Genomic DNA, 23084 nt, shown 5'->3' on the forward strand with positions numbered 1-23084 from the left:
ACCGACCATGGGTCGGTTTTTTTATAATACTTTTAACATGCGTATTTCGCATGCATCACTATGTCCAGTATTTCCTAATGGGTGTTGTAGATGTTGAAAACCTAATTTTTCATATAATTTTACAGCCTGCCAGAGAGATGCTGTGGTTTCGAGATAAATTTGCGTGTAACCCTGATCTCGTGCAAATTGGATACATTTTTCTAGAATTTGTTTTGCAAAACCCAAACCTCGTATTGAGGGCATAAAATACATTTTTTGTATCTCTAGGGTGTTTTCGTGGCCCAGCAAAGGTGCAATGCCCCCACCACCAAAGACCTCGTGTTGGTCATTGCTAATAACCCAATATATGGAGTGAGGTTTTGTATAAACGTCATAGAGTTGATCTAGAATTGGATCTGCTACTGCGAAGCCTGATTCAGCAGCGAGAGCAAACTCCACTGAGACTTCACGAATGATTTTTGCAATATGGGGATTATCTTGGGGGTGAATAGTTCGAATAAAGTACATAATTGATGAAACTTAGTAAATCTTCACAGAGTATATCTAAGTTTCATCGGAGTTGAGTTTAATTCAACGTGATTTATTTCAATTCGCTTGATGATTTTCCAAGTTCACGGCGCGCAACAATAAGCTGTTGAATTTGTTGTGTACCCTCGAAGATATCTAGTATTTTGGAGTCACGCGCCCATTTTTCCAACAACTCATCTTCGGTATAGCCTACACTTGCAGCAAGTTCGACACACTTCAATGTAATTTCATTACAAATTCGTCCAGCTTTCGCTTTTGCAATTGAAGCTTCACGCGAGTTAGGCTTTTTATTGTCAGCCATCCATGCAGCTTTTAGGGTTAATAAACGAGCAGCTTCCCATTCTGCTTCCATACGATAAATCTGAGCTGCAATATTTGAGGATTGAAGGTAGGGGGTGGCATATTCAGCATCTAGTTGGTCTTTAAAAATTTCCTTGATACGCTCTAAAGACGCTTTAGAGCACCCAACTGCCATTGCGGCCACAAGAGGGCGTGTATTGTCAAAAGTTTCCATGACGCCAACGAAACCTTTTGCAACATCGATTTCAGCATTGCCTAATAAATTTGCAGCAGGGACACGACAATCGATAAAGCGAATGACAGCAGTATCTGAAGCTTTAATTCCGAGTTTATGTTCAAGACGTTCAACGGTCATGCCAGGCGTGCCTTTAGGAACAACAAATGATTTGATTGCTGCACGCCCAAGTTTTTTATCGAGTGTTGCCCAAACCACGACTGAATCAGCTCGTTCACCAGAAGTGACGAAAATTTTCTCGCCATTTAAAATATAATCATCACCATCTTTAGTCGCTGTGGTGCGTATTGCTGCAGAATCAGATCCACAGCCTGGCTCGGTAATTGCCATCGCAGCCCAAGTTCCTTTGAAGCGTTCAAGTTGCTCTTCATTGGCTACAGCAGCAATTGCAGAGTTACCTAATCCTTGGCGAGGCATGGTAAGTAATAAACCAGTATCGCCATAACACATCTCAATTACACCCAAAGCAGTAGACATGTTCACGCCATTTTTGTTGCCTTGAGTCGTATCTCCACGTTTATTGACGGCAGCGCCAGCATTCATGCCATCGCCACCTTCATTCATACCATCCAATAGGGATGCTAACATGTCGAGTTCTTTGGGATAAGCATGTTCAGCTTTATCATATTTGCGTGAAATAGGGCGAAGCACGTTTAACGCTGTCTGATGAGCTTGATCAACAAGCATTTTAAATTTTTTTGGATTCTCTAAATTCATCATCTTGTCCTTAAATTTTTATTATTTGATTAAGCATGTAAACCAGAATGCATAATGGCAGTAGCACGCAAATCCCGATACCAACGTTCAACTGGATGTTCTTTGGTAAAGCCATGTCCACCTAAGAGTTGTACGCCATCAGTGCCAATTTTCATTGATTTTTCTGCACACAAAATTCGTGCTAAGTATGCTTCACGATGGAAACTTAAACCTGATTCTGCGCGGCTTGCAGCATTCAAAACCAACATTTTCATAGCATCAATTTCAATAGCCATATCCGCGATCATAAATGCAACACTTTGACGGTGGGATATTGGTTCACCAAATGCGGTGCGTTCATTGGCATACTGAATGCAATATTGTTTAACCGCTTGGCATGTACCCACTGCCATTGCACACCACATTAAATTGCCCAGATCAATGAACGCTGAATAATCAAAATCTTGCTCATTTAGTTTAAATGCTGGTGTGTTGTTAAATTTTAGGCTCACAGATTGGGTTGCTTTAAGCCCCATTGCTGGATTTACTTTATATGAAATCGTTTCATTTCGCTCAACAATGAAAACCTGAGCTGTTCCATCTAAATCTGCGGAAACCAATAAAAGATCTGCCTGCTCACCTAGAATAACGATAGTTTTTTCACCATTAATGACAAAATGATCGCCTTGGCGTGTCGCTTTTGTTTTTAATTGGAAAGGGTTGAAAGCAGGTGTATTTTCCTGAACAGCAAAAGTTGCAAATAGATCATCTTGTTCGCTAAATGCCGACAAATACTTATTTTGAATCTCTGCTGAACCCCACTGTGTAATTGCATTAATGACTGAGAACGTGGAGAGTAATGTAGCTGTTAATGAGAAGTCACCTTGTGCAAGTTGCTCTGCGATCAGCACATTTGTAACCACATTCTTTTCTGAAGCAACGCCGCCGTATTGTTCAGGCAATGCATAATAATTGACACCTAAATCTTTAAATTGAGCCCATAAGTTTTCTGGAAAAGTAGCTTGGTGGTCGGCTGTATGTGCTAGGGGGTAGAGAACTTCATGAGCAAATTGTTGCATCGCATCAACAGTCATCTGTTGTTCTTCAGAAAGGCTGAGATCAAATAACCCTTTTTGCTGATTGGATAGACGTTGAGTCGGAGTATTGGATTTTTGTTTAAAAATTTTCTGTGTAGAGCCCAAGGTTTTAAATCCAGCCTTAGAACCTTGATAAAGCGAGCGTTCGATAATTTTTCTTAGTTTTAATTGATCGATTAAATCACTGCCTGCGAGCTTAGTGATCAAGGCTAAGCCTAAACCTTGCGCTTTGTTTGCGATATCATTCATTGTTGTAAATTCCCTGATGGTTTTTTTATACAACAAGATCGTGACATGTGTTTAGTGAAATGACTATGTCGAAAATGACTAGCTTAAAAGACTTTTTTGACCAAACAGATAAATGGTAATTGAATAGGTATTCTAATGAAATTTAAGATATATTCTTTTTAGTAATTAAATTTTTTATATAATAAATTGACCATAGTGACACGATAGATCACTATGGTCTTTGTTCCTTAAACATATGATTGGATCATTTTGCGCACATTTGTTTTTGCTTCGATCACAGTCATGAATGTATATGCACCTATGAACTTACGACTGATGAACATAAATTCTTTCGGTGGAACTGAAAAATAGCGCGATGCCATCGACTTAGATGCTCGTTGCATCACACGGCTATGCAGTTGGCTTTGTTTCCAATCATAGCGCTGCTGTTCATCCATAATGCCTGTTGGTAGGTCTGGATTATTGCTATAAGTACTAAAAGCTTCAGTAGCTAGAAGGAACACTTTTGCCATGTCAGGTTTAATGCTTAATGGCATTGCATCGAAAAACTCATAACCTGTCATAGCATTGACCATGGCTTGAGCATCATGATGATAGCCCGCGGTAATTAAATTACGAGCTACCTTGAGGAGTTGATCATCAAATTGACGGATCGCACCGAAGTCTAAAAGAATGATTTTATCTTCAATTTGCGCGCCGTCACCTAAGCGTACTAGGTAGTTACCAAAGTTAGGATCAGTCTGCATCTCGCCCCATTCAAACACTTCACGAACGGCAATTTCAAGCGATGCTTCACCTAATTTGTTGCGACGCTCCTGAGGGAGTGAAAGCATGACTGGGCTATTAATCGGAACACCACGCTCAAAAGTCATACAAAGCACTTGATCTGTACAATATTGATCAATAATTTGTGGAACAACATAACGCGGATCATCTTTTAAACGCGCTCTAAAACGACGTGTTGTTTCAGCTTCAATTTTGTAATTTACTTCACGGTGCATCATTTCGCGAACCTCATCAAACCATTGATCAAATTCACGAGTTTGAGGAACCATGCGTGTAAGTTTGAGCATGTTCTTAAACAAGCTCATATCTGAGTCAATTGCCCTTGCTACACCTGGATATTGAACTTTGAGCACCAATTCAAGACCATCAGACTTACGTGTTGCACGGTGAACCTGTGCTAATGATGCGGTGCCTAAAGGCTCATGATCAATGGTGAGATCATCGAGTTTAGAGCCAAGTTGGTTGCGCAGTTGCTCATGGATCGCAGGCCACGCGAGGGCAACGGTCTGATTATTTAAAGTGTTTAAAGCTTGCGTGATCTCTTCAGGTAGAAAATGCTCACCATATAACGCCATCATTTGACCAATTTTGACGATAGAGCCTTTTAATTTACCGATTTCAGCAACAAGATAGTCAGCTTGTTCTTTCATCGCTTGTTTACGTTTTTTTTCTTTTTCTTCTTCGCTTGAAAAAATAGAACTCGCACTTGAAGCAGCCCAGCGTGTGCCAGCCAGTAGAGAAGCTTTCGCAATCGAAAGACGGCGATCCATTGAAGAAGTTTTTAATTGTTTAAGCTTTTCATTCTGATCTGACATGAAGTTTAGGTCCTTTAAGCGAATCGCGCAGAGAAATCATTGTATTGAATATTACATGTTATGAACGTATTAAAATAGTTCAAGTATTTCAATATCAGGTGTATAAATGGTCAATTTATTCAAACTTAAATAGCCTAAGCTTTTTAAAGTCGATATTTAACTGGGAGTTGAGCTCGAGTAGACAGAGACACGCGATACTCAGAGATGAATAACTTCATTAAGTTGACAACAGTTTCATGAATAAATCCAAGGGCATATGCTTTGATAATAATGACGCTAGGTAAGCTGAAGAAAAAATATTTAACATCATCCAAACTTGGATTTTCAAAAATTTGATGATCCATCAAAAATTGCTTAAGAAATTGTTTTTCTGTTGTGACACGAGGGGAAGAATCATCACCCCAGTAATTTTGACGCATTGCCATTAAATTATTGTGTTTATAACTCATACTTTAACTTTTGAAATTCACTTTAACTTTTATTAGTTTGAGTCTAAATTTTCTTTTTCAAGTCTGGTGAGCTTTTCGAGAGACAAAAAAAAGCGGGCAAAGCCCGCTTTTTTTCAACAGTTAATTAAACTGCTACGATGTCAACAGCGTTAGGACCTTTAGGACCTTGAGTTACGCTGAATTCAACTTGTTGGCCTTCAGCCAAAGTTTTAAAGCCTGAACCCTTGATTTCGCTAAAGTGAGCAAAAACGTCAGGACCGTTTTCTTGTTGGATGAAACCGAAACCTTTAGTTTCGTTGAACCATTTAACTGTACCTTTAACAGTATTAGACATAATAGGAATCCTAATAAAACTTTAATGTTATGAGTTTGAACTCAATGATGTAACTTTGAAAAAAAATGAAACTTAAAATCTGAAACCAAACGTAGGATTATGACTAACACTGCGAAATAAAAGATTTAATGAAACAACATAAATTTTCTAGTTGGCTTCGAGTATACACGATTATTTTCAATATCGTTAGTTTTAATCAACTTTCTCGCTATTTTAAAACCTGAATGAGTAGACCTTATTCAATGGATAATTCTAACTATTCAAATTTTCAATACAAATTTGCCGAATAACACGGATAGAACTTTTTATTAATAGGATAAAACAAGGTATCATAGACCGTTTTTAAAAAATTGACCTTGGAGACGCCTTAAGTGGATCGACCGACTATTAGCCCTGAACATCTACAGGAAGCCGCTGAAAACTTAACAACTATTCGAGATTTTATTCGTTTTGGAGTTACAGCATTACGTCAATACGATGCACACTTAGGTCAAGGTACTGAAGATTATTTTGCTGAAAGTTCTGCTTTAGTTTTACAAACTTTATCACTAGACTGGAATGCCGATGCTGAGATTTTAGACTCAAAATTGCTGCCAAGCGAAGTTGCGGAATTCTTGAGTTTACTCGAACGTCGTATCAATGACCGTGTTCCTACTTCATATTTATTAAATCTTGCTTATTTCTTTGGTAAACCATTTTATGTAGATGAGCGTGTACTGATTCCACGCTCACCAATCGTTGAGCTAATTGAAAATCGTTTTGCACCTTATTGTTTGACTGAAAATGGTGAAATGGGTGAAGCGGTCAATAATTTGCCAGTGAATCCAAATCCTAAAACTCCACAGCGTATTTTGGATATGTGTACTGGCTCTGGTTGTATCGCAATTGCTTTGGCATATGCATTCCCTGATTCTGAAGTCGATGCTACTGATATTTCAAAAGAAGCCCTTGAGGTTGCTCAAATCAACTGTGAGCATCACAATAAACAGTATCAAGTCGCTTTATTGGAATCTGATCTTTTCGCTAAAATACCTGCTGAAAATCAATACGATTTAATTATTTCTAATCCGCCGTATGTCGATGCTGAAGATATGGCAGATTTACCAGATGAGTTTCATCACGAGCCAGAATTGGCATTGGCAGCGGGTCAAGATGGTTTGGATCTTGTGCGTAAAATGCTGGCTCAAGCCGCTGACTATTTAACTGAAGATGGTTTAATCGTCATTGAAGTGGGCAACTCAGAATGGGCGATGAAGCAAAACTTTAATACTGTTGATTTCTACTGGTTGCAATTCCAACGTGGTGGATCAGGTATTTTTGCACTGACTGCAGCACAATGCCGTCAATATCGTGATTTATTCATTCAATCTGTTCAAGTTTAAAGGAGTTGTTGAACATGGCTGGCAATAGTATTGGACAATTGTTCCGTGTAACAACTTGTGGTGAATCTCACGGTGTTGGTTTGATGGCGATTGTAGATGGAGTTCCACCAGGTCTGAAGTTATCAGCTGAGGACTTACAAATAGACTTAGATCGTCGTAAACCAGGTACCTCTAAATTTGCAACACAACGCAAAGAACCAGATGAAGTTGAAATTATTTCAGGTGTGTTCGAAGGTAAAACCACTGGGACATCCATTGGTCTTTTAATTCGTAATACAGACCAAAAATCTAAAGATTACGGTAATATCGCACAAACTTTCCGTCCAGGTCATGCAGACTATACTTATACACAAAAGTATGGTTTCCGTGATTACCGTGGTGGTGGTCGCTCAAGCGCACGTGAAACAGCGATGCGTGTTGCAGCGGGTGCAATTGCTAAAAAATTCTTATTTGAAAAATTTGGTATTGAAATCCGTGGGCATGTAACTCAAATCGGAACTGAAAAAACAGCAAAATTAGATTGGAATGAAGTGCCGAATAATCCATTCTTTTGTGGTGATGTTGATGCCGTACCACGCTTTGAAGCACTTGTGACATCATTGCGTGAAAAAGGAACAAGCTGTGGAGCACGACTTGAAATTATTGCTTCTAAAGTACCCGTAGGCTGGGGAGAACCTGTTTTCGACCGTTTAGATGCTGATATCGCTCATGCGATGATGTCAATTAATGCGGTTAAAGGTGTAGAGATTGGTGATGGTTTTGGCGTGGCTGAACAATTTGGTCATGAATCACGTGATGAACTGACAACTGATGGCTTCTTAGCGAATCACGCTGGTGGTATATTAGGTGGTATCTCAAGTGGTCAAGATATTCGTGTATCAATTGCACTAAAACCTACTGCTTCTATTACCACACCAGGCAAAACGATTACCATTAATCGTGAAGATACGGATGTTCTTACTAAAGGTCGTCACGATCCTTGTGTGGGTGTTCGTGCGACACCAATCGCTGAAGCGATGCTTGCAATCGTGTTAATGGATCACTTTATGCGTCATCGTGCCCAAAATGCCGACGTTGTTGCGCCATTTGAGCCAATTTAACCAAAGTAAAAAAGCGTATGATGTAAAAAGCCAGATAATTGATCTGGCTTTTTAATATAATTTTAAAATTGCAATTGAAAGTTTTATGGGGAATTCAATTGAAAATAAGGATATTGGTTGGGGCGATGGTCTTATGCGGATTATCGTATAGTTATGCGAATGGCTTAACACAATCTCAGTTTGATATTGAAGTGAAGTCAATTTATAACGAAATTGAAGCGAGTCAAATTCGATTACATCAATCGGTCGATAGTAAGCAGAATATTTCGTTGATCATTCAAAGAGCTTGTGAATATGCAGATGCATTAAATGCTTTAGAACGATTAGCACAAAAGAATATTCATATGGCTAAAGCAAAAGAAGAAGCATTATTTGCAAAAAAAATGAGAAATTCTTTTGAGTTATCATTCCAAGATTTAGGAACAAGTTATCAAAAAAGTTGTAAGCCTTAAAAAAAAGCCAGTTCAACGAACTGGCTTTTTAGTGAATAATTCATTTATTCGATAGTTTGACCTGTATAACCTTTGATAAATGTTAAGTAAGCAGAAGACTTCTGACCGTCAGCTTGCAGGATGGGACGAGTCACTTCGCCGTTAGCTGTCACGATTTTTAGATCAATTTGTTTTGCGTCTCTAAATGAGTTTAAAAAACTTACAGGAACGACAATAAAATTAGATGAATTCGTTACACCAGCTGCAGTTGCATATTGGGTTGGTTGAATTGTTGAATAGACATAAGGTTGACCATCAACAATAAAGTTCAATTGTTTTATATCGTGCTGTACAGTGTCATTTACATCTGCAGTTATTTTAAAACCATTACGCTTTTCATCATTCCAACGGAGTGCAAGCTCAGGGCAAATTTCATCAGTAGCACAGATGAGAGGTCCTTTGGTTACAACACGTTCTGGATAACTTCCTGCACAACCTGTTAATACAACCAATGCTGAAATAAGCGCTAGTTTGATTTTCATGATTTTACCTATTGTCTTGTTTATTATAACTGTGTACACAATTTGTTAAATCTAACGAAAAATTCTAAAAAATGAAATGCCTAGCAGTCTAATAACACGTTGCAGTTTTGTATCGATGATTAAAAAAAGACCCATAGTGGGTCTTTTTTTACTTTTGCTTAAATTGTTGGTAGCCACTTTTAAATGTTTGATAGGCAAACGATGCATGCCCATCTTTTAAAATGCTATGCGTAATGGCACCTTGATCTGTCACTACAGCAATATCGATAGATTTAGACTGATCAAACATAACGACAAAATTCATTGGTACATCAATGTAATTTGTAGAGTTAATGAGATCTGAATTGTTGACTGATCGTGTATTGGTTTGAGTTAAAGTTGTATAAGGATAAGTTTGACCATCTAGCGTGAAGATCACTTGCTTGATATCAAAAGATTTTCGATCAAATAGATTGGTATGTACTCTAAATAAGTTATTGCTCTGCTGTTTCCAATCAAATGTTAACTCAGTACATGGTTTTGACGGTTCACAAATCACCTGACCACGTGTTTCAATTCGCTTGGCATTTTCTGAAGGTTTAAAATCAATAACATTAGATGCATAAGCTTTTGCAGAACTTGCATTTGGTTTATTGGATACAACGATACACCCACTCAGTGAAAGAGCAGTAAGAATAGATATAAATTGAACTTTCATTATTATCAACCAGTTAAACAGATGTTGTTTTTGTATATGCTAAATTTAGCATATAATCCATATAAATGTTAACCAGTTATCAAAAAAATATATATTTATTGTCGTGTTTTGCTATTTTTCTTTTTTGTGATGCTTGTCAGGTTGCTTGAATTAAGTTTAAAGGTGGTAAAAAATAATTGATTGAGTCCTTTATGGTCAAACGTTTCTATTTTTGATTGAACACTTTTCAAAAGGTGATATAACTAAAAATAAAGCGTTAATAAAAGAGTATGAAATGAAAACGACTGTGAAATATGTGGTGCTGAAGAGCAAAGACTATCAATTGGGCACTCCATTGTTTGAAGAAACCATCGAGGCAGACTATGCGTATTTCGATTCAATTCCATCAGTCATTCAGTACCAGAATCATGAGTTTAAAGTGAAGTCAAAAGAACTTAATCGAAAGCAAATATTTGATGACTTTGAAGAATCACAAACAATCTTAGTTAAAGTCATCGCACTGAATTAATTTAAAGGCAGCCTTGAGCTGCCTTTCTTATTCTCATCACTATTCATTATCTATTTTATAATATAGTTCTATTCGAAATTAAGCACGGTTCAATATGCACCAAACATTCCCAATCCAAAGTAGGTTAGGTGGATTCTACTTTTTCTATAACACCATTGTGGATTATTCTTAACTTAAAATTATATATTTATTAGTGGTTTATATTAATTTTAACGATGCTATAAAAGTCTTAAAAAATCACGTGTAGACTATTTGTAGACTGTTGAGAAGCATGATTTAATAAACTTACTGAAGGTTTATTGGATTAATCATGAAACTCAACAAGTCTAATGTTGATGCTATCCCATTGACGGATTCTGGTCAAAAAATTATCAGAGATAAAGATTTGATCGGTTTTGCGATTCGAGTCACCACAAAATCAAAATCCTATATTGTAGAACGAAGACACGAGGGGAAACTTTATCGAGTCGTGATTGGGAAAGCGAACGAAATATCCGTAAATTCTGCTCGAGCAAAAGCTCAAATGATTTTGGCTCAAATCTCCAATGGGGAATACATTAGTCCAAATGAAAAAGTTTCCGTAAATAATTTTTTAAATATCACTGTAGATGAAGCTTTAAAGATTTATATCGATAGAAATGATTTCAAACCTAAAACAATTAGACAGTATAAAAAATACTTTGATTTATACTTAAAGTGGTCAGATCGAAAGCTCTTTGAAATAACAAAAAAAGAAGTCCTGGATAAGTTTATCGAAGTATCTGAGCTCAGCAAGTCATCAGCCAATGGTGCAATTTCATTGCTAGGCACAGTCTGGAAATATATTCATGTGTTGTATTCGACCGATGAAAACCCAATTTTAAAAAGCAATCCGGTAGATATTATTGCCGTAACTAAAGGCTGGAATAAGATTGAAAGTCGTAATAGACATTTAGATAAAAGTATCATTCATAAATACTACAACGCCGTTCTAAATTATGAGGATGAGCTTAATCTAGAAAATACTGCACGATCCAACACGCATCGAGATATCATCCTTTTTACCATGTATACCGGTTGCCGTCGCCAAGAAGTCTGTGGTCTTAAATGGGAAGATGTGAATTTTAAAGATGGTATAGTTATTTTTAGAGACACGAAAAATGGTTCAAATCATGAGTTTCCAGTAGGGGACCACTTACTATCCGTACTAAAAGAAAGATACTTACTTAAAGAAAATGATTGGGTATTCCCGGCGACTAAACTTCCAACGTCTCATAATATTCACGCTACTGTAGTAGATACTGCACTCAAAAAAATAGGTACCCAAGTTAATTTTTATGTATCGATGCATGATTTTAGACGCACCTTCGCGACGATATGTAATTTACTAAGATTTAATATCTATGTGACTAAACGACTGCTAAACCATACTGCTAGACCGCGTTTAGATGTCACAGGTGGATATGTACAAATCCCGATGGAGGAATTAAGAGCTTCCATGAATATGATTGAGGCTGTATACCAAGGAAAAATTGATTGTTTTAACTACGAAAGTGTCTGGGATGAAAGACTCAAACAATTAAAGGCAGGATAAACCTGCCTTTTTAATTATGCGTATTGTGCTGTGCAGGTGACAGTTCTTCTTTTTTCGAAAGCGAGTACATCAGCTTTTCTATAAGCAACTCGACGACCTATTTTGGTGTAAGGAAGTTCAGACCCATCACAACGCATTCTTGCTAAAGTCCACGGGGAACAATCTAAATATAGAGCTACCAAATCTTGTCCAAACTTTTGATCATTAGGTGCATCTAAAAATGGTTTTAATAATTTAGATCGTTCATCTTCGTTGATATTCTTAAAACTTTTCAAAGCCATGAAAACACCTCTGTTGTTTGTATTTGTTTTTCATTTTGAAAATCTGATACATAAATTTTTTTCATTACTTTCTCCATGTTGCTTCTTTAAACTTTGCATTGATGACCAACGTATCAATTTCACCAATACCAACATTTTCGAAAATATGGGTCATTCGCGTCCCGAACACTGTCAGTGTTCGGGTAATAGAGGAATAATTAAATTTCATGTTTTCACTATACTTTTCGCATAGTTATCTATATCGACTTTAACCGCTGCAAATTGCTTTACCTCTATCTGTGCCAAGGCATCTAAGCCTAGGTATTCACAAACGGTTTTCGTGTCTAAGCCACGTTCTGCAATAAAGTCTTGAAGTTGAGATAATTGTTCATTTGAAATGCCATTGAATTCAGGTGAATTGAGCCATTTCTTTTCATCTTTGTTGTATGGACAGCCTAGTTCTTTAGCCCGACGCTGAACTGCGTACCACATATCCATTACGTAACGATGGCCCTGAGGTAATGATTCAGTGAGTTGGTTTAAATCCCCGGCATGTTGAGCTTCTGTGCAACTTTGTTTCCAATTTTCAAAGTCTTCATCCGCTTTGATGGTTTCCAACTGTTCAGGTGTCATTCTGTTGATATGGTCTTTCGCTTGTTTAATGATGTCAGCCAAGAATGTAGGATTCTGTTTTAAGTCAGGTACCCACACCTCACCAGTTTCACCACCTAAGCCACCAGCATTTTTTGCATGATGAGTAGGGCAAGGCTTAAAGCTAATGACACGAGCATTTTTACCTTCACCTGTAGTCACGGTAGTCAGGTAACCCATAATGTCTGCAATACGGTAAAGCTCGTTACGGTTCTTACCGCCTAAATCAGGACGATATACAATTTGATCGCCGTTTTGATCTTCAGAAGCATGTGCAATGAAAACTACGTCCTTGCCTGATGCAATCAATGTATTTACATATTGTTTGAAGATATTGTTCGCTAAACCTTGAGCTTTTAATTTCAGTGAACCATCTTTTTGTTTGTTGGTATTGTTTAAGGCCAAGTGCGTCTTGATGCTTTCAAGCATGGCGCCAACAGTATCAATAACCACTGTGTTATATGGTGCTAAATCTTGAGGTGTGAGATTTGCTACATCCGACCATTGTTGAACTTGAACTACTGCACCACGACGAAGCTCACCAGTACGATGTGCACCTTTATCAAAGTCAAAGGAAATGGCTTTATCACCTGTAAAGCCAATTGAAGTTTTGCCAAGTCCTGGATCCGCATATAGATAAACAATGATGGCTTGAACCAATAGTGTTTGGTTCGCTTCAATGATAGGAAGGGCCATTACACACCCCCTAACATGCGATTCTTATGCATGTGAGTAATCAGCATTTGATTAATGTTGTAATGGTCATTGTGATCTGTGAAATCTGATACTGAGTTACCTAAGACATCGTGAATTTTGTCGATCGTCAGCGATGTAATCATTGCATCATCAAATTCACTACCAGGAACGCCGTAATCATTCGTGAATTTTTCATAGTCAAATGACACATCGAGTGTGTATTCATCAAAACGTATTACAGCGTAGCCAGTCGTTTCAGAGGTCAGTTTTAATGCTGCAACAGATGTTTGATTAGGTACATAGCTTGAATAGCTAAGCTTTAAATCTGTCGCTTGAGGTTGTTTAGTGAAGACTAATGCACCAATCGTTACACTAGAAACCAATAAACTAACAGCTATGGTATTGAAAGGGGTGAAATTTAGATTCATAATAGATCTCGCAGTTTGCAAAGCACATCGGAAGTTAAGAGAGTCGATGTGCTTTTTTATTGTCTGGTGAAATAAATACTACTTTAAGTAGAAATAATGTCAATACTTTGTAGAATTATTTTCTACTTTTAATAGTTTTGCTTTATATTAAGCAAAAGAAAACCCACACGAGGTGGGTTGGATTCTTCGATTGGATTAACCTAACTACAACTAATTTTTAGCTTTTTTATGTAGTAATCCTCGGTAGTCTTTAAATCTTGAAGAAGGCCTGGCTCGGTGTAGTCTTTGGGCTGCAGCTTCAATAGGCTTGGTACATAGTTGTTGGTATATTCAGCTGGAAAGTCATTACAAATAATTTGGATTTTTTCGCTTTGTGCTATTTCAGGATCATCTAACTTGGCCAGATATTTTCCAAGTTGATCATCTGATTTCTCAAACTGTGCTTTGATAGCTTCATTCACTTTTGTTTCTTCCTTATTCTGCTTTTGGCAGCTGGTGAGTGTCAAAGTGATGAGTAGGGTGCTTAGAATTGTAGTTTTCATATTTTTGTATTGTTGTTATTGGTGGATGAATTATAGGCTAAAATAGGGTCGAGAAAACCATAAAAAAAACTTGCAGGTAGGTGAAAATATTTATTTATTCCAAATTTTTTAATTAAATCGGTAAATTATCAAAAATAAAATTTATTACATCATCCTCATCTAGCCCAATAAATGAAAAATTAGATTCCTTTGTAATGATAAATTTAACATTTAAATACTGCTTAAAATATAAGTCAATTTTATAAATAGAGTAATGACTGGTTTTTAATAGTGATGTATATGCTTCTAATGAACTAATATCTTTATTTTGAGTGTAGAAAATATTTTTTGAAAATATATTGTTAGGATATAAACCATCTCTAAACTCTGCTTTTGAGATGTAATCAATCTGGTCGCGCCAGTAATCAAGTAAATTAAGCAAATTTAATTCTTCCCTAGATAGGAAAAAGTCAAAATGAAATAATTTTGACAAAAAGTTTCTTAAATTTAAGATGCTCCTAGGTTGATTTATAATAACAAAGTTAAAAGTGCTTCTGTTATATATTCTAAAAGTAACCTCTTTTGTTGAGAGTCTCTCTAAAGATTTTTTTATATTATTGGTGTCATAATACTCTTCAATAATAACTTGATTGAGAGAATACTTTAGCTCGATATATTGTAGTCGCTTTCTAGAAATGGAAATAAACTCATTAACCTTGACAGATTTGTTTTCAAAATAATCTGCCAATTGATTAAAATTAGAGGGGAATGATGCTGTATAAAAGCTTAATTTACTCATCGTCAGTAACCAGACTATTGTTATACTCTTCAATAGTTCTATCAAAGTTTTCGTATAAAAATCCATCAAAAAATTTAAAAAAAATAGATTTTTCACTGTCTTTAAATTTGTGACGATCTAGAGTATATCGCTCACCTTTTGAATTTTGTTTATAGTAGCATTTTAGGTCATAGAAGAATCTAGAACAGTCTTTTACATTAAGAAAGCCTGCATTAATCTCTAGTAGTTTTTTGTCTTTCGTATCTTCTACATGCCAAGTAATTTCTGTAATGTAATGTCCAAGTTTTTTTAAGCCCTTATACAAATCATTAGTATGTAAGGATGATCCAGATAATTGAGCTGATTTAAGAAACCCTTCTTCTTTTTCCAGATCTTCTTTAACCAACTCCACAGCTTTATTGTTTTTACTATGGTGTAATTTAATTTTTTTAACATCGCGGAGTTGATATCTATTATCATCTAAAATAATTAAATTAATAAAAAAATTAGTTCTATAATCGGATATCTTAACGTCTTTTAAACTTACTTCTTTTGACTTTAGAGTCCCATTGGATTTCCCAGAAACTTTCTGAATGATATTGTTAATAATTGGTTCTAATACTTCCTCAGAATCAAATCTAAGGATGACATCATTTCCGTTCTTTTCAACAGTAATTTTCTGGTCTTTTAATGGCTTTTGAATTAAACGTGTATTACTTAGCTCTACTGAAGAAGTTGTAAGATTAACTTCATATTTATTCACACCTTTTCCAGAATGACTCATTTGATTATCAACATATTGAGGCGCTATTTCTTGTATTGCTTCTTTAAAAAATTTAAATTCCGCACCAGAAAACTGCATAGTAGTTGTTTTTGCATTTTTTTCATCATGATTTATGCTATCAAGCAAAGCTTTTAATTTATTCCAATCAGAAACTTGAGTTGAAATAAAATGGCAAATTGATTCTCTATTTTCATTATTAGATAAAAAAACTCCGTAGTTTCTACAAATTTCTAATAGCTTATCATCTGGTAACTTTTGTTTTTGACTATAAATTGCATCAAAAATTTCTCTATCAGAAACCAGCAGGTTATCAAATCCAAATTTTTTCATTATCTTAATGCCATTCCAATTTCAATTTCGCTAAACTCTGTCGTAAAGTGCTTGATCTTTTGAATATCAATTTTATTTAAGAGATCTTTTAGATCAGGATCTTTAATGTTTAATAAGCTTTCACATTTTCTAATTGCATTTTTAAAATTTGCAGGGGCAAATGCGCATTGCTCAAGTTGATAAATAGTAATCTTACTTTCAATATCAAGTAGTTGATGATGTCGTAAATAGTCAATTAAATAAACAAATTCATCAATCTCTTCACCCTCAGCTCTATAGAAAATAATAACAGTTTTAAGGGCTTTGTCTTCTATAATAATAAAAGGTGATTTCAAAAGCTCAATAGTGGCTGCTTTACTATTGCCAATAGTAGCCTGATCTTTTCTTTGAGGATAAAAAAAAGTGTAATCGCTTGAGATTTGGTTCTTATGTTGTAGTCGACCAAGATGTAGAGCAATATTATTTAACCAATAAATATCACTAGGATCTAATATATACAGCCTGCTATTTTTGGGAGTATTAATACTAATATTTGTAACTTTATTAAATTTTGAAGTTAGTGGTTTTATATATTTATTATCATGATTATAGATAAACAACATACCATGCACTTTAAAGTCTGAAGCACCTTCTAAATACAAAGTTTGCCATTCTTCGCTTATTTCAGAACATTCCACTTGCATTGAGAGACTTTGCAAGACTTCATTTAGATTTAAACTGCTTAGAGTGCTCTCAGAAAAACTTTTGAGATCAGTATGAATGTAAGTAACCGTGTTTGTGTATGGATCATTATAATAAAAGACGACATCTGCTGGATGAGTATTTTTCTCATGCTCAGCATTTTCACATTTCCAATTAAGGTCTTCAAAAGTACATTTTTCCCACCCAAAATAATTAAACAGTTCTTCAGAAATTAGAGCAGCCATTTTACCAATATTGCTAGTTTCAGCCATTTTTTATACCTAAATTAATCAAACATCCCGATACAAACCAACAACTTTTCCAACCAACTTGCAGCCATCTTCTAAAGCAATGGTTTTCTCTGGCCAGTCAGGATTCAAAGGTTGCAAATACATATTTCCGCTCTCGACAATAAGTTTCTTAAACGTCGCTTCACTATCGCCTTGGCAGGAAACAATAACTAAATCACTTGTTTTTAAATCTGTTATTTGAAAGTCAGGATTGACATAAATCTTATCGCCAGGCCGAAAGTCGGGGAGCATAGACTCACCAACAACTTCCAAACCATAGCCATTCTTTCCACATTTAGGATTCGGTGGTAACCATTCTTCAAACTGTGTACCTGCGGGAACAGAATCTACAGTTGTCCATGAGCCAGCTTGTACCCATGAAATTACTGGTACTAATCGACCTGCAACTGGAAAAGGATTCTTTACATTTGGTTCTAAACCAGTGCCATGATCTAGATAACTAATATCAACGTTAAATTTATCAGCAAGAATTTGCATTTTTTCTTCACGCGGCTTTGCAATACCAAGCGTATACCTACGAGCCATCTCATACGTTACATCAATAGCATCTTTCAACTGATTAACAGTTGTAATGGGAGATCCTTCCTTATCCATAAGGCCTTTAAGTCTTGATGCAAATTCAAGATATTTTGCTGTCTGCACTTTGGATTTCTTTCCATTTTCTACCAATGGTAGAAGTTTACCTCGTATTTTTAGTTGCACCAATTCTATTTTAGGTAGTATATTATCTTCTACTTTAAGTAGTTTTAATGAGTGCATTATGTCAACTCCAAAAGATGCTTTAGAAAAAGCGATAAAAATTGCTGGCAATAAGTCTGCATTAGCCCGTGGACTAGGCATAACACCTTGGGCTCTAAGTAAATGGAATTTCAATAAAATTCCTGAAGAACGTTGTTTGCCAATCGAAGAATTAACTAAATCTAAAGTTAAAGCTGAGCAATTGCGCCCAGACATTAATTGGACTTTCATTCGTTCTACTAAAAATAGTAATAACCCAGCCCTCCAATAACCACGTTCAAAGGACGCCGATATGAACATAACTGATGCTGCTTACAACACAGTTCACGATTATCCAGGCGGAGCAAATGCACTCGCGCCACGTCTTGGCATTAAAAGTCCTGCTGTGTTGAACAGTAAAGTCAATCCAAATACGGAAACACATCATCTAACGCTTGTCGAAGCTTCAAAGTTAATCGCGATCACAGGGGATTGCAGAATTTTGCAAGCATTCAATGCCGAACATGGAAAGGTCTCGATAGATTTGCCTCAGATTCCTGAATGTAGAGATACGGCGCTAACAGATCTAGTTTTAAGCATTGGTAAGGGCGGTGGGGATGTATGTGAAGTCTTTAGAGAAATGATGGCAGATGGTCGAATTACGCAAGGAGAAGCCTTGGACATGTCTAAAGTCATACATCAACTGCATTTATTTTTAGCAAAGCTGGATTCGCAAATTCATGCATGCGTAGACGAAAAAGCCTGACGGTCGAGGTCAGGCTTTTAGGCATTCAATAATTTAGGAAATCATGAATGAAAACAAATCTATCACAGGACCTTATTCAAAACAATCCAAACACAGACTTCTTGACTGGTGATGTCGTGGTGTACATGAACCATATCAAAACTGATGACCTCATGGTGGTTGAGGCATTTCAACCTGCAGAATATTACTGGTTAGAAGGTGGCCAACTTGTACACCGCGCGGATATCCGACTGGCAACACCATCAGAGCTCAAATTAAAACGCCGTTTAACAGATGCTGAAATGGCATTAGCGGAGGTTTCATGAATACTCAATTTCAAAAGCAACCTGACTATAAACAGCAACAAGGTGTGCAGTCATTCTATGAGCCGACACTGCAGTTGTTAAATGAAGTTTATCTAGTTAAACAAACGAACCTCAAGCTACGTGGCTATAGCGAAAACAATGCTGCAGTGACGAAAGAAGAACTCGCTCAAAAGATGGCATACCGATTTCGTATAACGATGTGGTTAGCACATAAAGTTATCTCAAGCTTAATTAAAGCAGATCAAGTAATGGCATTTGGCAGTTATGTGAAGCCAAAGGATGGTGATGAATGAGCAAGAAACTTAAAACCACCTTTATCGCTCAAGAAAGAATTATTAATTTACTAGATCCCGTTCGGATCTATACCGCTTTAGAGCTTGCAGCAATGCCTTTATCAAAAATGAATGCTGCAATTGAGGCACAAGAGAAATTTTATCTCCTCGAGCACACAACCAAAATGGGGGGGCAAGCCATAGCTCTACGCCATCAAATGCAGAATGGCGCTCAACTCATTCAAGTCAAAGAAAAATCAAGAATTCGCTACAAAATCAACAACGATTTTATAGAACCTCGGATTGTCCGTCAGCTGGAAGTGCGCGGCCTTGTAAAATTGGGAGTTAAGCCATGAGCTTGGATGCAAGTGTATGGGCATGGAAAGTTGAAATGCCCACCAAAAAAGGCGGAGCTTTAAAACCCCTTAAAAAATTAGTATTGCTCTCACTGGCTGATCGTGCCAGTGAAGATCATTGTGCTTATCCAAGCATGAGCAGATTGGTAGAAGATACGGAAATGGACCGTAAAACTGTACTTAAAATCATCGATGAACTAATCGAAGATGGATTGATTATTGACACCGGTGAACGCAAAGGTAGAACTAAACAAGTTAAAGTCTATCAATTGGTGGGTGTAAATGGTCGCGAAACAGTACCAACAACGGAACCCTTTAATGCTGAAAATGATGATTTAAAGAGTCCCAACAGTGGAACTGTTCCAACAATGGAACAGTCCCAACAATTCCATGAAAGAGTCCCAACAATTCCGTTAAAGAGTCCCAACGTTGGGACACGGAATCTTTCAAAGAATCTATCAATAGAATCTAAAAATAAAAAATCTTGGTTTTGCTTTAAAAAACTTCGTGAAGAAATTTTCTTGGCAGATGACGGAATCGATTTTGAATTCATCATGAATTCCAAATGGGCTGAACGAGAAAAACGAGCATTCGAAATTTTCAACGCTGAAAAATCCATGAGCGATGATTTGATGATTTATCACTTCGCTGATTGGCTGATCAACGCCTACAAAACCAAATACTCTGAAAAACCAAGTTCAGGCACTTCTAGAAATTCGAGTTCACTGAAAACCAATTCAATAGGACTCACCGAAAAACAAATTCAAACCTTCGCTCAAAAACTTGCTCATCATCCTGAATTTGCTGGCAAGTTCAGTGAACCAGGAGAATCATACGACAAATTAGCAGCACGTATCGCCGTGAAGCTAGAGAATCCAGCACAAGCAAAAAAATGGGAGTCGTATCTCAAGCAAGTTGGATTCAATGGGCATCTCCCAGAGGTTGCAGCATGACCGAAGCTGAACGGACGTATACCAATCTAATGATATTTAAAACCTTGGCATCAACGCCTGGAAGAGTATCTGTGAAACAGATTCATCAAGCGATAGAACCAAACATGGGAATCTCAATACGAAGCTTACAGCGCTATTTGAACGGTCTTGCATCGTGGGGTTTGGTGGCTAAAGACGGAGAGACCCCACAAGGTTTTAGCCTCACAGATCATGCCAAACAGTTATTTGCTGAGTTGGCCAATGGATCAACTGAATGACCAGTTACTCATTGGCTGAATACCACAAGATGCTAGGAATCGAAAAACCGAAAAAGGGGCGTAAGCGTCCCACGGTTAAAGCAGCACGTGAAAGTGTGGGTGAATCCAAACTGACCATGCAATTACGTGCGGTGAAAATTCAGTTTGAGCAGGAATTTAGGTTCCATCCCAAACGTAAATGGAAAGCTGATTTTCACCTAATCGGCAAGAAAATATTGATTGAGGTTGAAGGTGGAATATGGAGTGGAGGTAGACACACTAGAGGCAAAGGTTATATCGACGATATGGAAAAATACAACGCAGCAACAATGATGGGTTACCAGGTATTACGGTTTAGTACAGAACAAGTGAAATCAGGTGCAGCGATTGAACAAATTGAGAAGATGGTAGGGGATTTAGGATGAATGCAGCAGTTGAAAAATTTGAACAGTTTGAATGGTTGATTCGGGGTACTACAGCAAAGTCACCTAACTTTGAACCTGTGGTGCATGGAACTAATGAAAAGCCTTTGACGTATCAGGACAAGTTGGGTGCTATTGCTTCAATGGATACCAAGCTGGCAAAGGCGATTGCCTCAGTCATCGTATTTGGCCCAGCAGCGAAAGCTGACTTTGATCATGTGCAGGAACATTTGGCAAATATCATGATTTTAAATGCGGTTCAGGATAAACGTCGTGAGCCAGAGGGAATCAAGATTAAGGATTTAGCCAAACGTGTAGCTTTTATGGTGATTCAGTTTGCCTTAGAGCCAACCTTTGAAGATAACTTCACTGCCAAAGGGCGGTTACACCTTGCAGCCGGCGTCAGAGAGTCTGAGATGAGCCTAGATTGCTACCGAATGACATGGAAGCAATATGAAAACCTTATGACCTTGGCAATTGAATCGGCAATTGATGAGGCATCCAAGGCTATCAAAACGTATAAGAAAAATACTTATAAAGAATTTGAGGCATAGGGATTTCATTATTCTGAAAACCAAGGTATAGTTTCACTATACTGGTCGTATTACGGTTCAACCGAGACCAAGTATGGTTAGGTCAAAAGATGGCTAATGGCTACTAGTAAAGGCTCATCGAAAGGTGGGCTTTTTTTGACATTGTTTGTTCATGAAAATAAGCGATAATGCCTTTTTGTTTTTGAGCTCTAATTGAAATGGCGATTTTAACTGTTAAAAAACTAGAAGATACTCTCGGTAAATTAGTGGCTGAAGGCGAAAAGCCTGAAAAGATTTTATTAGGCTATAAAGCGTATGGCGAGCTAATGAATGATCGTAGCTTTTTTGAGGAAGTGGCTGGCTCGGCAATGGATCCAAACAAACGAAAATATAAAAATATTAAAATTAAGGTTACTCAAGACGAATACCAGTTTAACGTGAAATGTCAAAAATAGGTTTAAGCATCAAGGAAAGCTCGCCAAATGGTGGGCTTTTTAGTTATCAATATTTCTTTTTTTTGGTGATAAAGTTACGAAGTATAGTGTTTTAACCGTTTGTTTGTTCTGAAAGCTTTAATAACAGGCAGTTGTCATTGTTTGTACTTTTAAATAAGGCATAATGGGCTTCTTAAATTTAGAGCTAATTTTTATTTATGGTAGATGTAAACCAGTTAAACAATATTTTTAAAGAAACATTAGCGAATAATAAAAAACCTGAAAGAATATTGATAGGCTACAAGCTATATGCAGAGTTAATGAAAGATAGAAGGTTTTTTGAAGAGGTAGTGGGATCCGCTATGAATCCTAGTAAGCGTACTTATCAAAATATTAAAATTAAGGTTACTCAAGATGATAGACAGCTTGAATTAAAATCTTCAGGTTAATGAATTCTTCTAATATAATATTGTAACTTATTGCTAATGCTACGCTTTTAGAAACCGAATATTATTTATGCACAGGACCTAACCTGTTCTTCAATTTTACCTCCTCACCTAGGAGGTATTTTTTTGCCATTTAAATTATTAACATAATTAATCGTTCATTGAATTAGCAAGTTAAAGCGATAAATAAATTCCCTTACATTAACTTTATTTTTCAAGTTTAAAGGGGTGTTAATGTGATCTTGGGTTGTAACCGTAAGCAATACGGAAGTGTTCAAGTTGAAATACGGAATTGCGTTTTCCTTTCAATAAACCTGGATGTTTAACATCTAACTTGAATTTCTAACGCATGCATGTATTTGCACCATGCCAACCTAAAGGGCTCGCAGGTAAGAGCAAGCCCTTTTTGAAGTACTTGCCGAACTTATTACGGCACTAAACCTCACTAACGTAATTGTTAGTGGGGTTTCTTTTGTTTGAAA

Annotated in this window: 33 protein-coding genes; 16 read left to right on the forward strand and 17 right to left on the reverse strand. The window is 36.8% G+C overall.

Translation table 11 applies throughout. From position 1 onward, the window contains the following. Positions 1-21 precede the first annotated feature (21 nt). The 6 genes from AC1M83_RS03000 to AC1M83_RS03025 form a co-directional block, all read right to left on the reverse strand. Positions 22-507: a GNAT family N-acetyltransferase gene (locus AC1M83_RS03000; RefSeq protein ID WP_481589964.1), complete on the reverse strand. Its 486-nt coding sequence runs from the start codon at positions 505-507 to the stop codon at positions 22-24. Between the two features lie 73 nt (positions 508-580). Continuing rightward, positions 581-1780 carry an acyl-CoA dehydrogenase family protein gene (locus tag AC1M83_RS03005; protein WP_481589965.1) on the reverse strand — a complete coding sequence of 400 codons (1200 nt, stop codon included), beginning with the start codon at positions 1778-1780 and terminating at the stop codon, positions 581-583. Positions 1781-1809: 29 nt separating this feature from the next. Beyond that, positions 1810-3105 (reverse strand): acyl-CoA dehydrogenase family protein, encoded by a 1296-nt coding sequence (locus tag AC1M83_RS03010; protein WP_481589966.1) that lies wholly within the window; start codon positions 3103-3105, stop codon positions 1810-1812. A gap of 227 nt (positions 3106-3332) precedes the next feature. Further along, positions 3333-4706 (reverse strand): ABC1 kinase family protein, encoded by a 1374-nt coding sequence (locus tag AC1M83_RS03015; RefSeq protein WP_481589967.1) that lies wholly within the window; start codon positions 4704-4706, stop codon positions 3333-3335. 143 nt (positions 4707-4849) lie between these two features. Beyond that, the gene (locus AC1M83_RS03020) at positions 4850-5155 is read right to left on the reverse strand and encodes a hypothetical protein (protein WP_481589968.1); all 306 of its coding nucleotides are present in this window, start codon (positions 5153-5155) and stop codon (positions 4850-4852) included. Positions 5156-5279: 124 nt separating this feature from the next. Then, positions 5280-5489: a cold-shock protein gene (locus AC1M83_RS03025; RefSeq protein WP_035263597.1), complete on the reverse strand. Its 210-nt coding sequence runs from the start codon at positions 5487-5489 to the stop codon at positions 5280-5282. A gap of 371 nt (positions 5490-5860) precedes the next feature. Here AC1M83_RS03025 and prmB point away from each other — a divergent pair, with 371 nt between their 5' ends. The 3 genes from prmB to AC1M83_RS03040 all read left to right on the forward strand — a co-directional run bounded on the left by prmB (position 5861) and on the right by AC1M83_RS03040 (position 8423). Beyond that, entirely contained in the window at positions 5861-6871 is a 1011-nt protein-coding gene (prmB, locus tag AC1M83_RS03030; protein WP_092766327.1) for a 50S ribosomal protein L3 N(5)-glutamine methyltransferase, read from the forward strand. 14 nt (positions 6872-6885) lie between these two features. After that, the gene (gene aroC, locus AC1M83_RS03035; RefSeq protein ID WP_481589969.1) at positions 6886-7971 is read left to right on the forward strand and encodes a chorismate synthase; all 1086 of its coding nucleotides are present in this window, start codon (positions 6886-6888) and stop codon (positions 7969-7971) included. Positions 7972-8069: 98 nt separating this feature from the next. Then, positions 8070-8423: a hypothetical protein gene (locus AC1M83_RS03040; RefSeq protein WP_481589970.1), complete on the forward strand. Its 354-nt coding sequence runs from the start codon at positions 8070-8072 to the stop codon at positions 8421-8423. 44 nt (positions 8424-8467) lie between these two features. On the opposite strand, the gene AC1M83_RS03045 is transcribed toward AC1M83_RS03040, so the two are convergent. Next, entirely contained in the window at positions 8468-8944 is a 477-nt protein-coding gene (locus AC1M83_RS03045) for a hypothetical protein (protein WP_481589971.1), read from the reverse strand. Positions 8945-9092: 148 nt separating this feature from the next. After that, on the reverse strand, positions 9093-9641 hold the full coding sequence (locus AC1M83_RS03050) for a hypothetical protein (protein WP_179998064.1): 549 nt from the start codon (positions 9639-9641) through the stop codon (positions 9093-9095). Between the two features lie 274 nt (positions 9642-9915). On the opposite strand from AC1M83_RS03050, the gene AC1M83_RS03055 reads away from it, so the two are divergent. Both AC1M83_RS03055 and AC1M83_RS03060 read left to right on the forward strand, forming a co-directional pair. After that, on the forward strand, positions 9916-10149 hold the full coding sequence (locus tag AC1M83_RS03055; RefSeq protein ID WP_035270711.1) for a hypothetical protein: 234 nt from the start codon (positions 9916-9918) through the stop codon (positions 10147-10149). A 310-nt stretch (positions 10150-10459) separates the two neighbouring features. Next, on the forward strand, positions 10460-11722 hold the full coding sequence (locus tag AC1M83_RS03060; RefSeq protein WP_481589972.1) for a tyrosine-type recombinase/integrase: 1263 nt from the start codon (positions 10460-10462) through the stop codon (positions 11720-11722). Between the two features lie 14 nt (positions 11723-11736). Here the strand turns inward: AC1M83_RS03060 and AC1M83_RS03065 are convergent, their stop codons facing one another. The 9 genes from AC1M83_RS03065 to AC1M83_RS03105 form a co-directional block, all read right to left on the reverse strand. Continuing rightward, positions 11737-12003 (reverse strand): helix-turn-helix domain-containing protein, encoded by a 267-nt coding sequence (locus tag AC1M83_RS03065; protein ID WP_481589973.1) that lies wholly within the window; start codon positions 12001-12003, stop codon positions 11737-11739. Positions 12004-12067: 64 nt separating this feature from the next. Continuing rightward, positions 12068-12211 (reverse strand): hypothetical protein, encoded by a 144-nt coding sequence (locus tag AC1M83_RS03070; protein ID WP_481588176.1) that lies wholly within the window; start codon positions 12209-12211, stop codon positions 12068-12070. Further along, entirely contained in the window at positions 12208-13329 is a 1122-nt protein-coding gene (locus tag AC1M83_RS03075; RefSeq protein ID WP_481589974.1) for an ATP-binding protein, read from the reverse strand. The genes AC1M83_RS03070 and AC1M83_RS03075 overlap by 4 nt, the downstream gene beginning before the upstream one ends. Beyond that, positions 13329-13757, reverse strand: a complete 429-nt coding sequence (locus AC1M83_RS03080) for a hypothetical protein (protein WP_481589975.1) — start codon at positions 13755-13757, stop codon at positions 13329-13331. The genes AC1M83_RS03075 and AC1M83_RS03080 overlap by 1 nt, the downstream gene beginning before the upstream one ends. Before the next feature lie 200 nt (positions 13758-13957). After that, positions 13958-14299 carry a hypothetical protein gene (locus AC1M83_RS03085; protein ID WP_481589976.1) on the reverse strand — a complete coding sequence of 114 codons (342 nt, stop codon included), beginning with the start codon at positions 14297-14299 and terminating at the stop codon, positions 13958-13960. A 112-nt stretch (positions 14300-14411) separates the two neighbouring features. After that, complete coding sequence (locus tag AC1M83_RS03090; protein ID WP_481589977.1) at positions 14412-15077, reverse strand: hypothetical protein; 666 nt, start codon at positions 15075-15077, stop codon at positions 14412-14414. Next, positions 15070-16170, reverse strand: coding sequence for a hypothetical protein (locus tag AC1M83_RS03095; RefSeq protein WP_481589978.1), 1101 nt, complete (start codon positions 16168-16170; stop codon positions 15070-15072). Before AC1M83_RS03095 ends, AC1M83_RS03090 begins: the two co-directional genes overlap by 8 nt. Continuing rightward, positions 16170-17123, reverse strand: a complete 954-nt coding sequence (locus AC1M83_RS03100; protein ID WP_481589979.1) for a PD-(D/E)XK nuclease domain-containing protein — start codon at positions 17121-17123, stop codon at positions 16170-16172. The genes AC1M83_RS03095 and AC1M83_RS03100 overlap by 1 nt, the downstream gene beginning before the upstream one ends. Before the next feature lie 18 nt (positions 17124-17141). Then, entirely contained in the window at positions 17142-17921 is a 780-nt protein-coding gene (locus AC1M83_RS03105; RefSeq protein WP_481589980.1) for a LexA family protein, read from the reverse strand. 1 nt (position 17922) lies between these two features. Here AC1M83_RS03105 and AC1M83_RS03110 point away from each other — a divergent pair, with 1 nt between their 5' ends. The 11 genes from AC1M83_RS03110 (at position 17923) to AC1M83_RS03160 (ending at position 22605) form a co-directional block, all read left to right on the forward strand. Then, entirely contained in the window at positions 17923-18171 is a 249-nt protein-coding gene (locus AC1M83_RS03110; RefSeq protein WP_427938633.1) for a transcriptional regulator, read from the forward strand. 21 nt (positions 18172-18192) lie between these two features. Continuing rightward, the gene (locus tag AC1M83_RS03115; RefSeq protein WP_481587469.1) at positions 18193-18645 is read left to right on the forward strand and encodes a phage regulatory CII family protein; all 453 of its coding nucleotides are present in this window, start codon (positions 18193-18195) and stop codon (positions 18643-18645) included. Positions 18646-18692: 47 nt separating this feature from the next. Beyond that, positions 18693-18950, forward strand: coding sequence for a hypothetical protein (locus tag AC1M83_RS03120; RefSeq protein ID WP_481589981.1), 258 nt, complete (start codon positions 18693-18695; stop codon positions 18948-18950). Further along, positions 18947-19243, forward strand: a complete 297-nt coding sequence (locus tag AC1M83_RS03125; RefSeq protein ID WP_179998048.1) for a hypothetical protein — start codon at positions 18947-18949, stop codon at positions 19241-19243. Before AC1M83_RS03120 ends, AC1M83_RS03125 begins: the two co-directional genes overlap by 4 nt. Further along, a complete protein-coding gene (locus tag AC1M83_RS03130; protein ID WP_179998047.1) occupies positions 19240-19578 on the forward strand; it encodes a hypothetical protein in 339 nt (112 codons plus the stop codon). Before AC1M83_RS03125 ends, AC1M83_RS03130 begins: the two co-directional genes overlap by 4 nt. Then, positions 19575-20531 carry a helix-turn-helix domain-containing protein gene (locus AC1M83_RS03135; protein WP_481589982.1) on the forward strand — a complete coding sequence of 319 codons (957 nt, stop codon included), beginning with the start codon at positions 19575-19577 and terminating at the stop codon, positions 20529-20531. Before AC1M83_RS03130 ends, AC1M83_RS03135 begins: the two co-directional genes overlap by 4 nt. Next, positions 20528-20788 (forward strand): hypothetical protein, encoded by a 261-nt coding sequence (locus AC1M83_RS03140; RefSeq protein WP_481589983.1) that lies wholly within the window; start codon positions 20528-20530, stop codon positions 20786-20788. The genes AC1M83_RS03135 and AC1M83_RS03140 overlap by 4 nt, the downstream gene beginning before the upstream one ends. Continuing rightward, a complete protein-coding gene (locus AC1M83_RS03145; protein ID WP_481589984.1) occupies positions 20785-21192 on the forward strand; it encodes a DUF559 domain-containing protein in 408 nt (135 codons plus the stop codon). The genes AC1M83_RS03140 and AC1M83_RS03145 overlap by 4 nt, the downstream gene beginning before the upstream one ends. After that, positions 21189-21743 (forward strand): hypothetical protein, encoded by a 555-nt coding sequence (locus AC1M83_RS03150; protein WP_481589985.1) that lies wholly within the window; start codon positions 21189-21191, stop codon positions 21741-21743. The genes AC1M83_RS03145 and AC1M83_RS03150 overlap by 4 nt, the downstream gene beginning before the upstream one ends. Positions 21744-21940: 197 nt before the next feature. Beyond that, positions 21941-22177 (forward strand): hypothetical protein, encoded by a 237-nt coding sequence (locus AC1M83_RS03155; protein WP_004646432.1) that lies wholly within the window; start codon positions 21941-21943, stop codon positions 22175-22177. A 197-nt stretch (positions 22178-22374) separates the two neighbouring features. Then, on the forward strand, positions 22375-22605 hold the full coding sequence (locus AC1M83_RS03160) for a hypothetical protein (protein WP_179998039.1): 231 nt from the start codon (positions 22375-22377) through the stop codon (positions 22603-22605). Positions 22606-23084 lie beyond the last annotated feature (479 nt).

The sequence above is a fragment of the Acinetobacter sp. 25-47-130 genome (genome assembly GCF_056779705.1).

Coding starts and splice junctions, on each gene's coding strand:
- AC1M83_RS03000 (WP_481589964.1), bottom strand. CDS start 507: ATGTACTTTATTCGAACTATTCACCCCCAAGATAATCCCCATATTGCA.
- AC1M83_RS03005 (WP_481589965.1), bottom strand. CDS start 1,780: ATGAATTTAGAGAATCCAAAAAAATTTAAAATGCTTGTTGATCAAGCT.
- AC1M83_RS03010 (WP_481589966.1), bottom strand. CDS start 3,105: ATGAATGATATCGCAAACAAAGCGCAAGGTTTAGGCTTAGCCTTGATC.
- AC1M83_RS03015 (WP_481589967.1), bottom strand. CDS start 4,706: ATGTCAGATCAGAATGAAAAGCTTAAACAATTAAAAACTTCTTCAATG.
- AC1M83_RS03020 (WP_481589968.1), bottom strand. CDS start 5,155: ATGAGTTATAAACACAATAATTTAATGGCAATGCGTCAAAATTACTGG.
- AC1M83_RS03025 (WP_035263597.1), bottom strand. CDS start 5,489: ATGTCTAATACTGTTAAAGGTACAGTTAAATGGTTCAACGAAACTAAA.
- aroC (WP_481589969.1), top strand. CDS start 6,886: ATGGCTGGCAATAGTATTGGACAATTGTTCCGTGTAACAACTTGTGGT.
- AC1M83_RS03045 (WP_481589971.1), bottom strand. CDS start 8,944: ATGAAAATCAAACTAGCGCTTATTTCAGCATTGGTTGTATTAACAGGT.
- AC1M83_RS03050 (WP_179998064.1), bottom strand. CDS start 9,641: ATGAAAGTTCAATTTATATCTATTCTTACTGCTCTTTCACTGAGTGGG.
- AC1M83_RS03055 (WP_035270711.1), top strand. CDS start 9,916: ATGAAAACGACTGTGAAATATGTGGTGCTGAAGAGCAAAGACTATCAA.
- AC1M83_RS03060 (WP_481589972.1), top strand. CDS start 10,460: ATGAAACTCAACAAGTCTAATGTTGATGCTATCCCATTGACGGATTCT.
- AC1M83_RS03065 (WP_481589973.1), bottom strand. CDS start 12,003: ATGGCTTTGAAAAGTTTTAAGAATATCAACGAAGATGAACGATCTAAA.
- AC1M83_RS03070 (WP_481588176.1), bottom strand. CDS start 12,211: ATGAAATTTAATTATTCCTCTATTACCCGAACACTGACAGTGTTCGGG.
- AC1M83_RS03075 (WP_481589974.1), bottom strand. CDS start 13,329: ATGGCCCTTCCTATCATTGAAGCGAACCAAACACTATTGGTTCAAGCC.
- AC1M83_RS03080 (WP_481589975.1), bottom strand. CDS start 13,757: ATGAATCTAAATTTCACCCCTTTCAATACCATAGCTGTTAGTTTATTG.
- AC1M83_RS03085 (WP_481589976.1), bottom strand. CDS start 14,299: ATGAAAACTACAATTCTAAGCACCCTACTCATCACTTTGACACTCACC.
- AC1M83_RS03090 (WP_481589977.1), bottom strand. CDS start 15,077: ATGAGTAAATTAAGCTTTTATACAGCATCATTCCCCTCTAATTTTAAT.
- AC1M83_RS03095 (WP_481589978.1), bottom strand. CDS start 16,170: ATGAAAAAATTTGGATTTGATAACCTGCTGGTTTCTGATAGAGAAATT.
- AC1M83_RS03100 (WP_481589979.1), bottom strand. CDS start 17,123: ATGGCTGAAACTAGCAATATTGGTAAAATGGCTGCTCTAATTTCTGAA.
- AC1M83_RS03105 (WP_481589980.1), bottom strand. CDS start 17,921: ATGCACTCATTAAAACTACTTAAAGTAGAAGATAATATACTACCTAAA.
- AC1M83_RS03110 (WP_427938633.1), top strand. CDS start 17,923: ATGTCAACTCCAAAAGATGCTTTAGAAAAAGCGATAAAAATTGCTGGC.
- AC1M83_RS03115 (WP_481587469.1), top strand. CDS start 18,193: ATGAACATAACTGATGCTGCTTACAACACAGTTCACGATTATCCAGGC.
- AC1M83_RS03120 (WP_481589981.1), top strand. CDS start 18,693: ATGAAAACAAATCTATCACAGGACCTTATTCAAAACAATCCAAACACA.
- AC1M83_RS03125 (WP_179998048.1), top strand. CDS start 18,947: ATGAATACTCAATTTCAAAAGCAACCTGACTATAAACAGCAACAAGGT.
- AC1M83_RS03130 (WP_179998047.1), top strand. CDS start 19,240: ATGAGCAAGAAACTTAAAACCACCTTTATCGCTCAAGAAAGAATTATT.
- AC1M83_RS03135 (WP_481589982.1), top strand. CDS start 19,575: ATGAGCTTGGATGCAAGTGTATGGGCATGGAAAGTTGAAATGCCCACC.
- AC1M83_RS03140 (WP_481589983.1), top strand. CDS start 20,528: ATGACCGAAGCTGAACGGACGTATACCAATCTAATGATATTTAAAACC.
- AC1M83_RS03145 (WP_481589984.1), top strand. CDS start 20,785: ATGACCAGTTACTCATTGGCTGAATACCACAAGATGCTAGGAATCGAA.
- AC1M83_RS03150 (WP_481589985.1), top strand. CDS start 21,189: ATGAATGCAGCAGTTGAAAAATTTGAACAGTTTGAATGGTTGATTCGG.
- AC1M83_RS03155 (WP_004646432.1), top strand. CDS start 21,941: ATGGCGATTTTAACTGTTAAAAAACTAGAAGATACTCTCGGTAAATTA.
- AC1M83_RS03160 (WP_179998039.1), top strand. CDS start 22,375: ATGGTAGATGTAAACCAGTTAAACAATATTTTTAAAGAAACATTAGCG.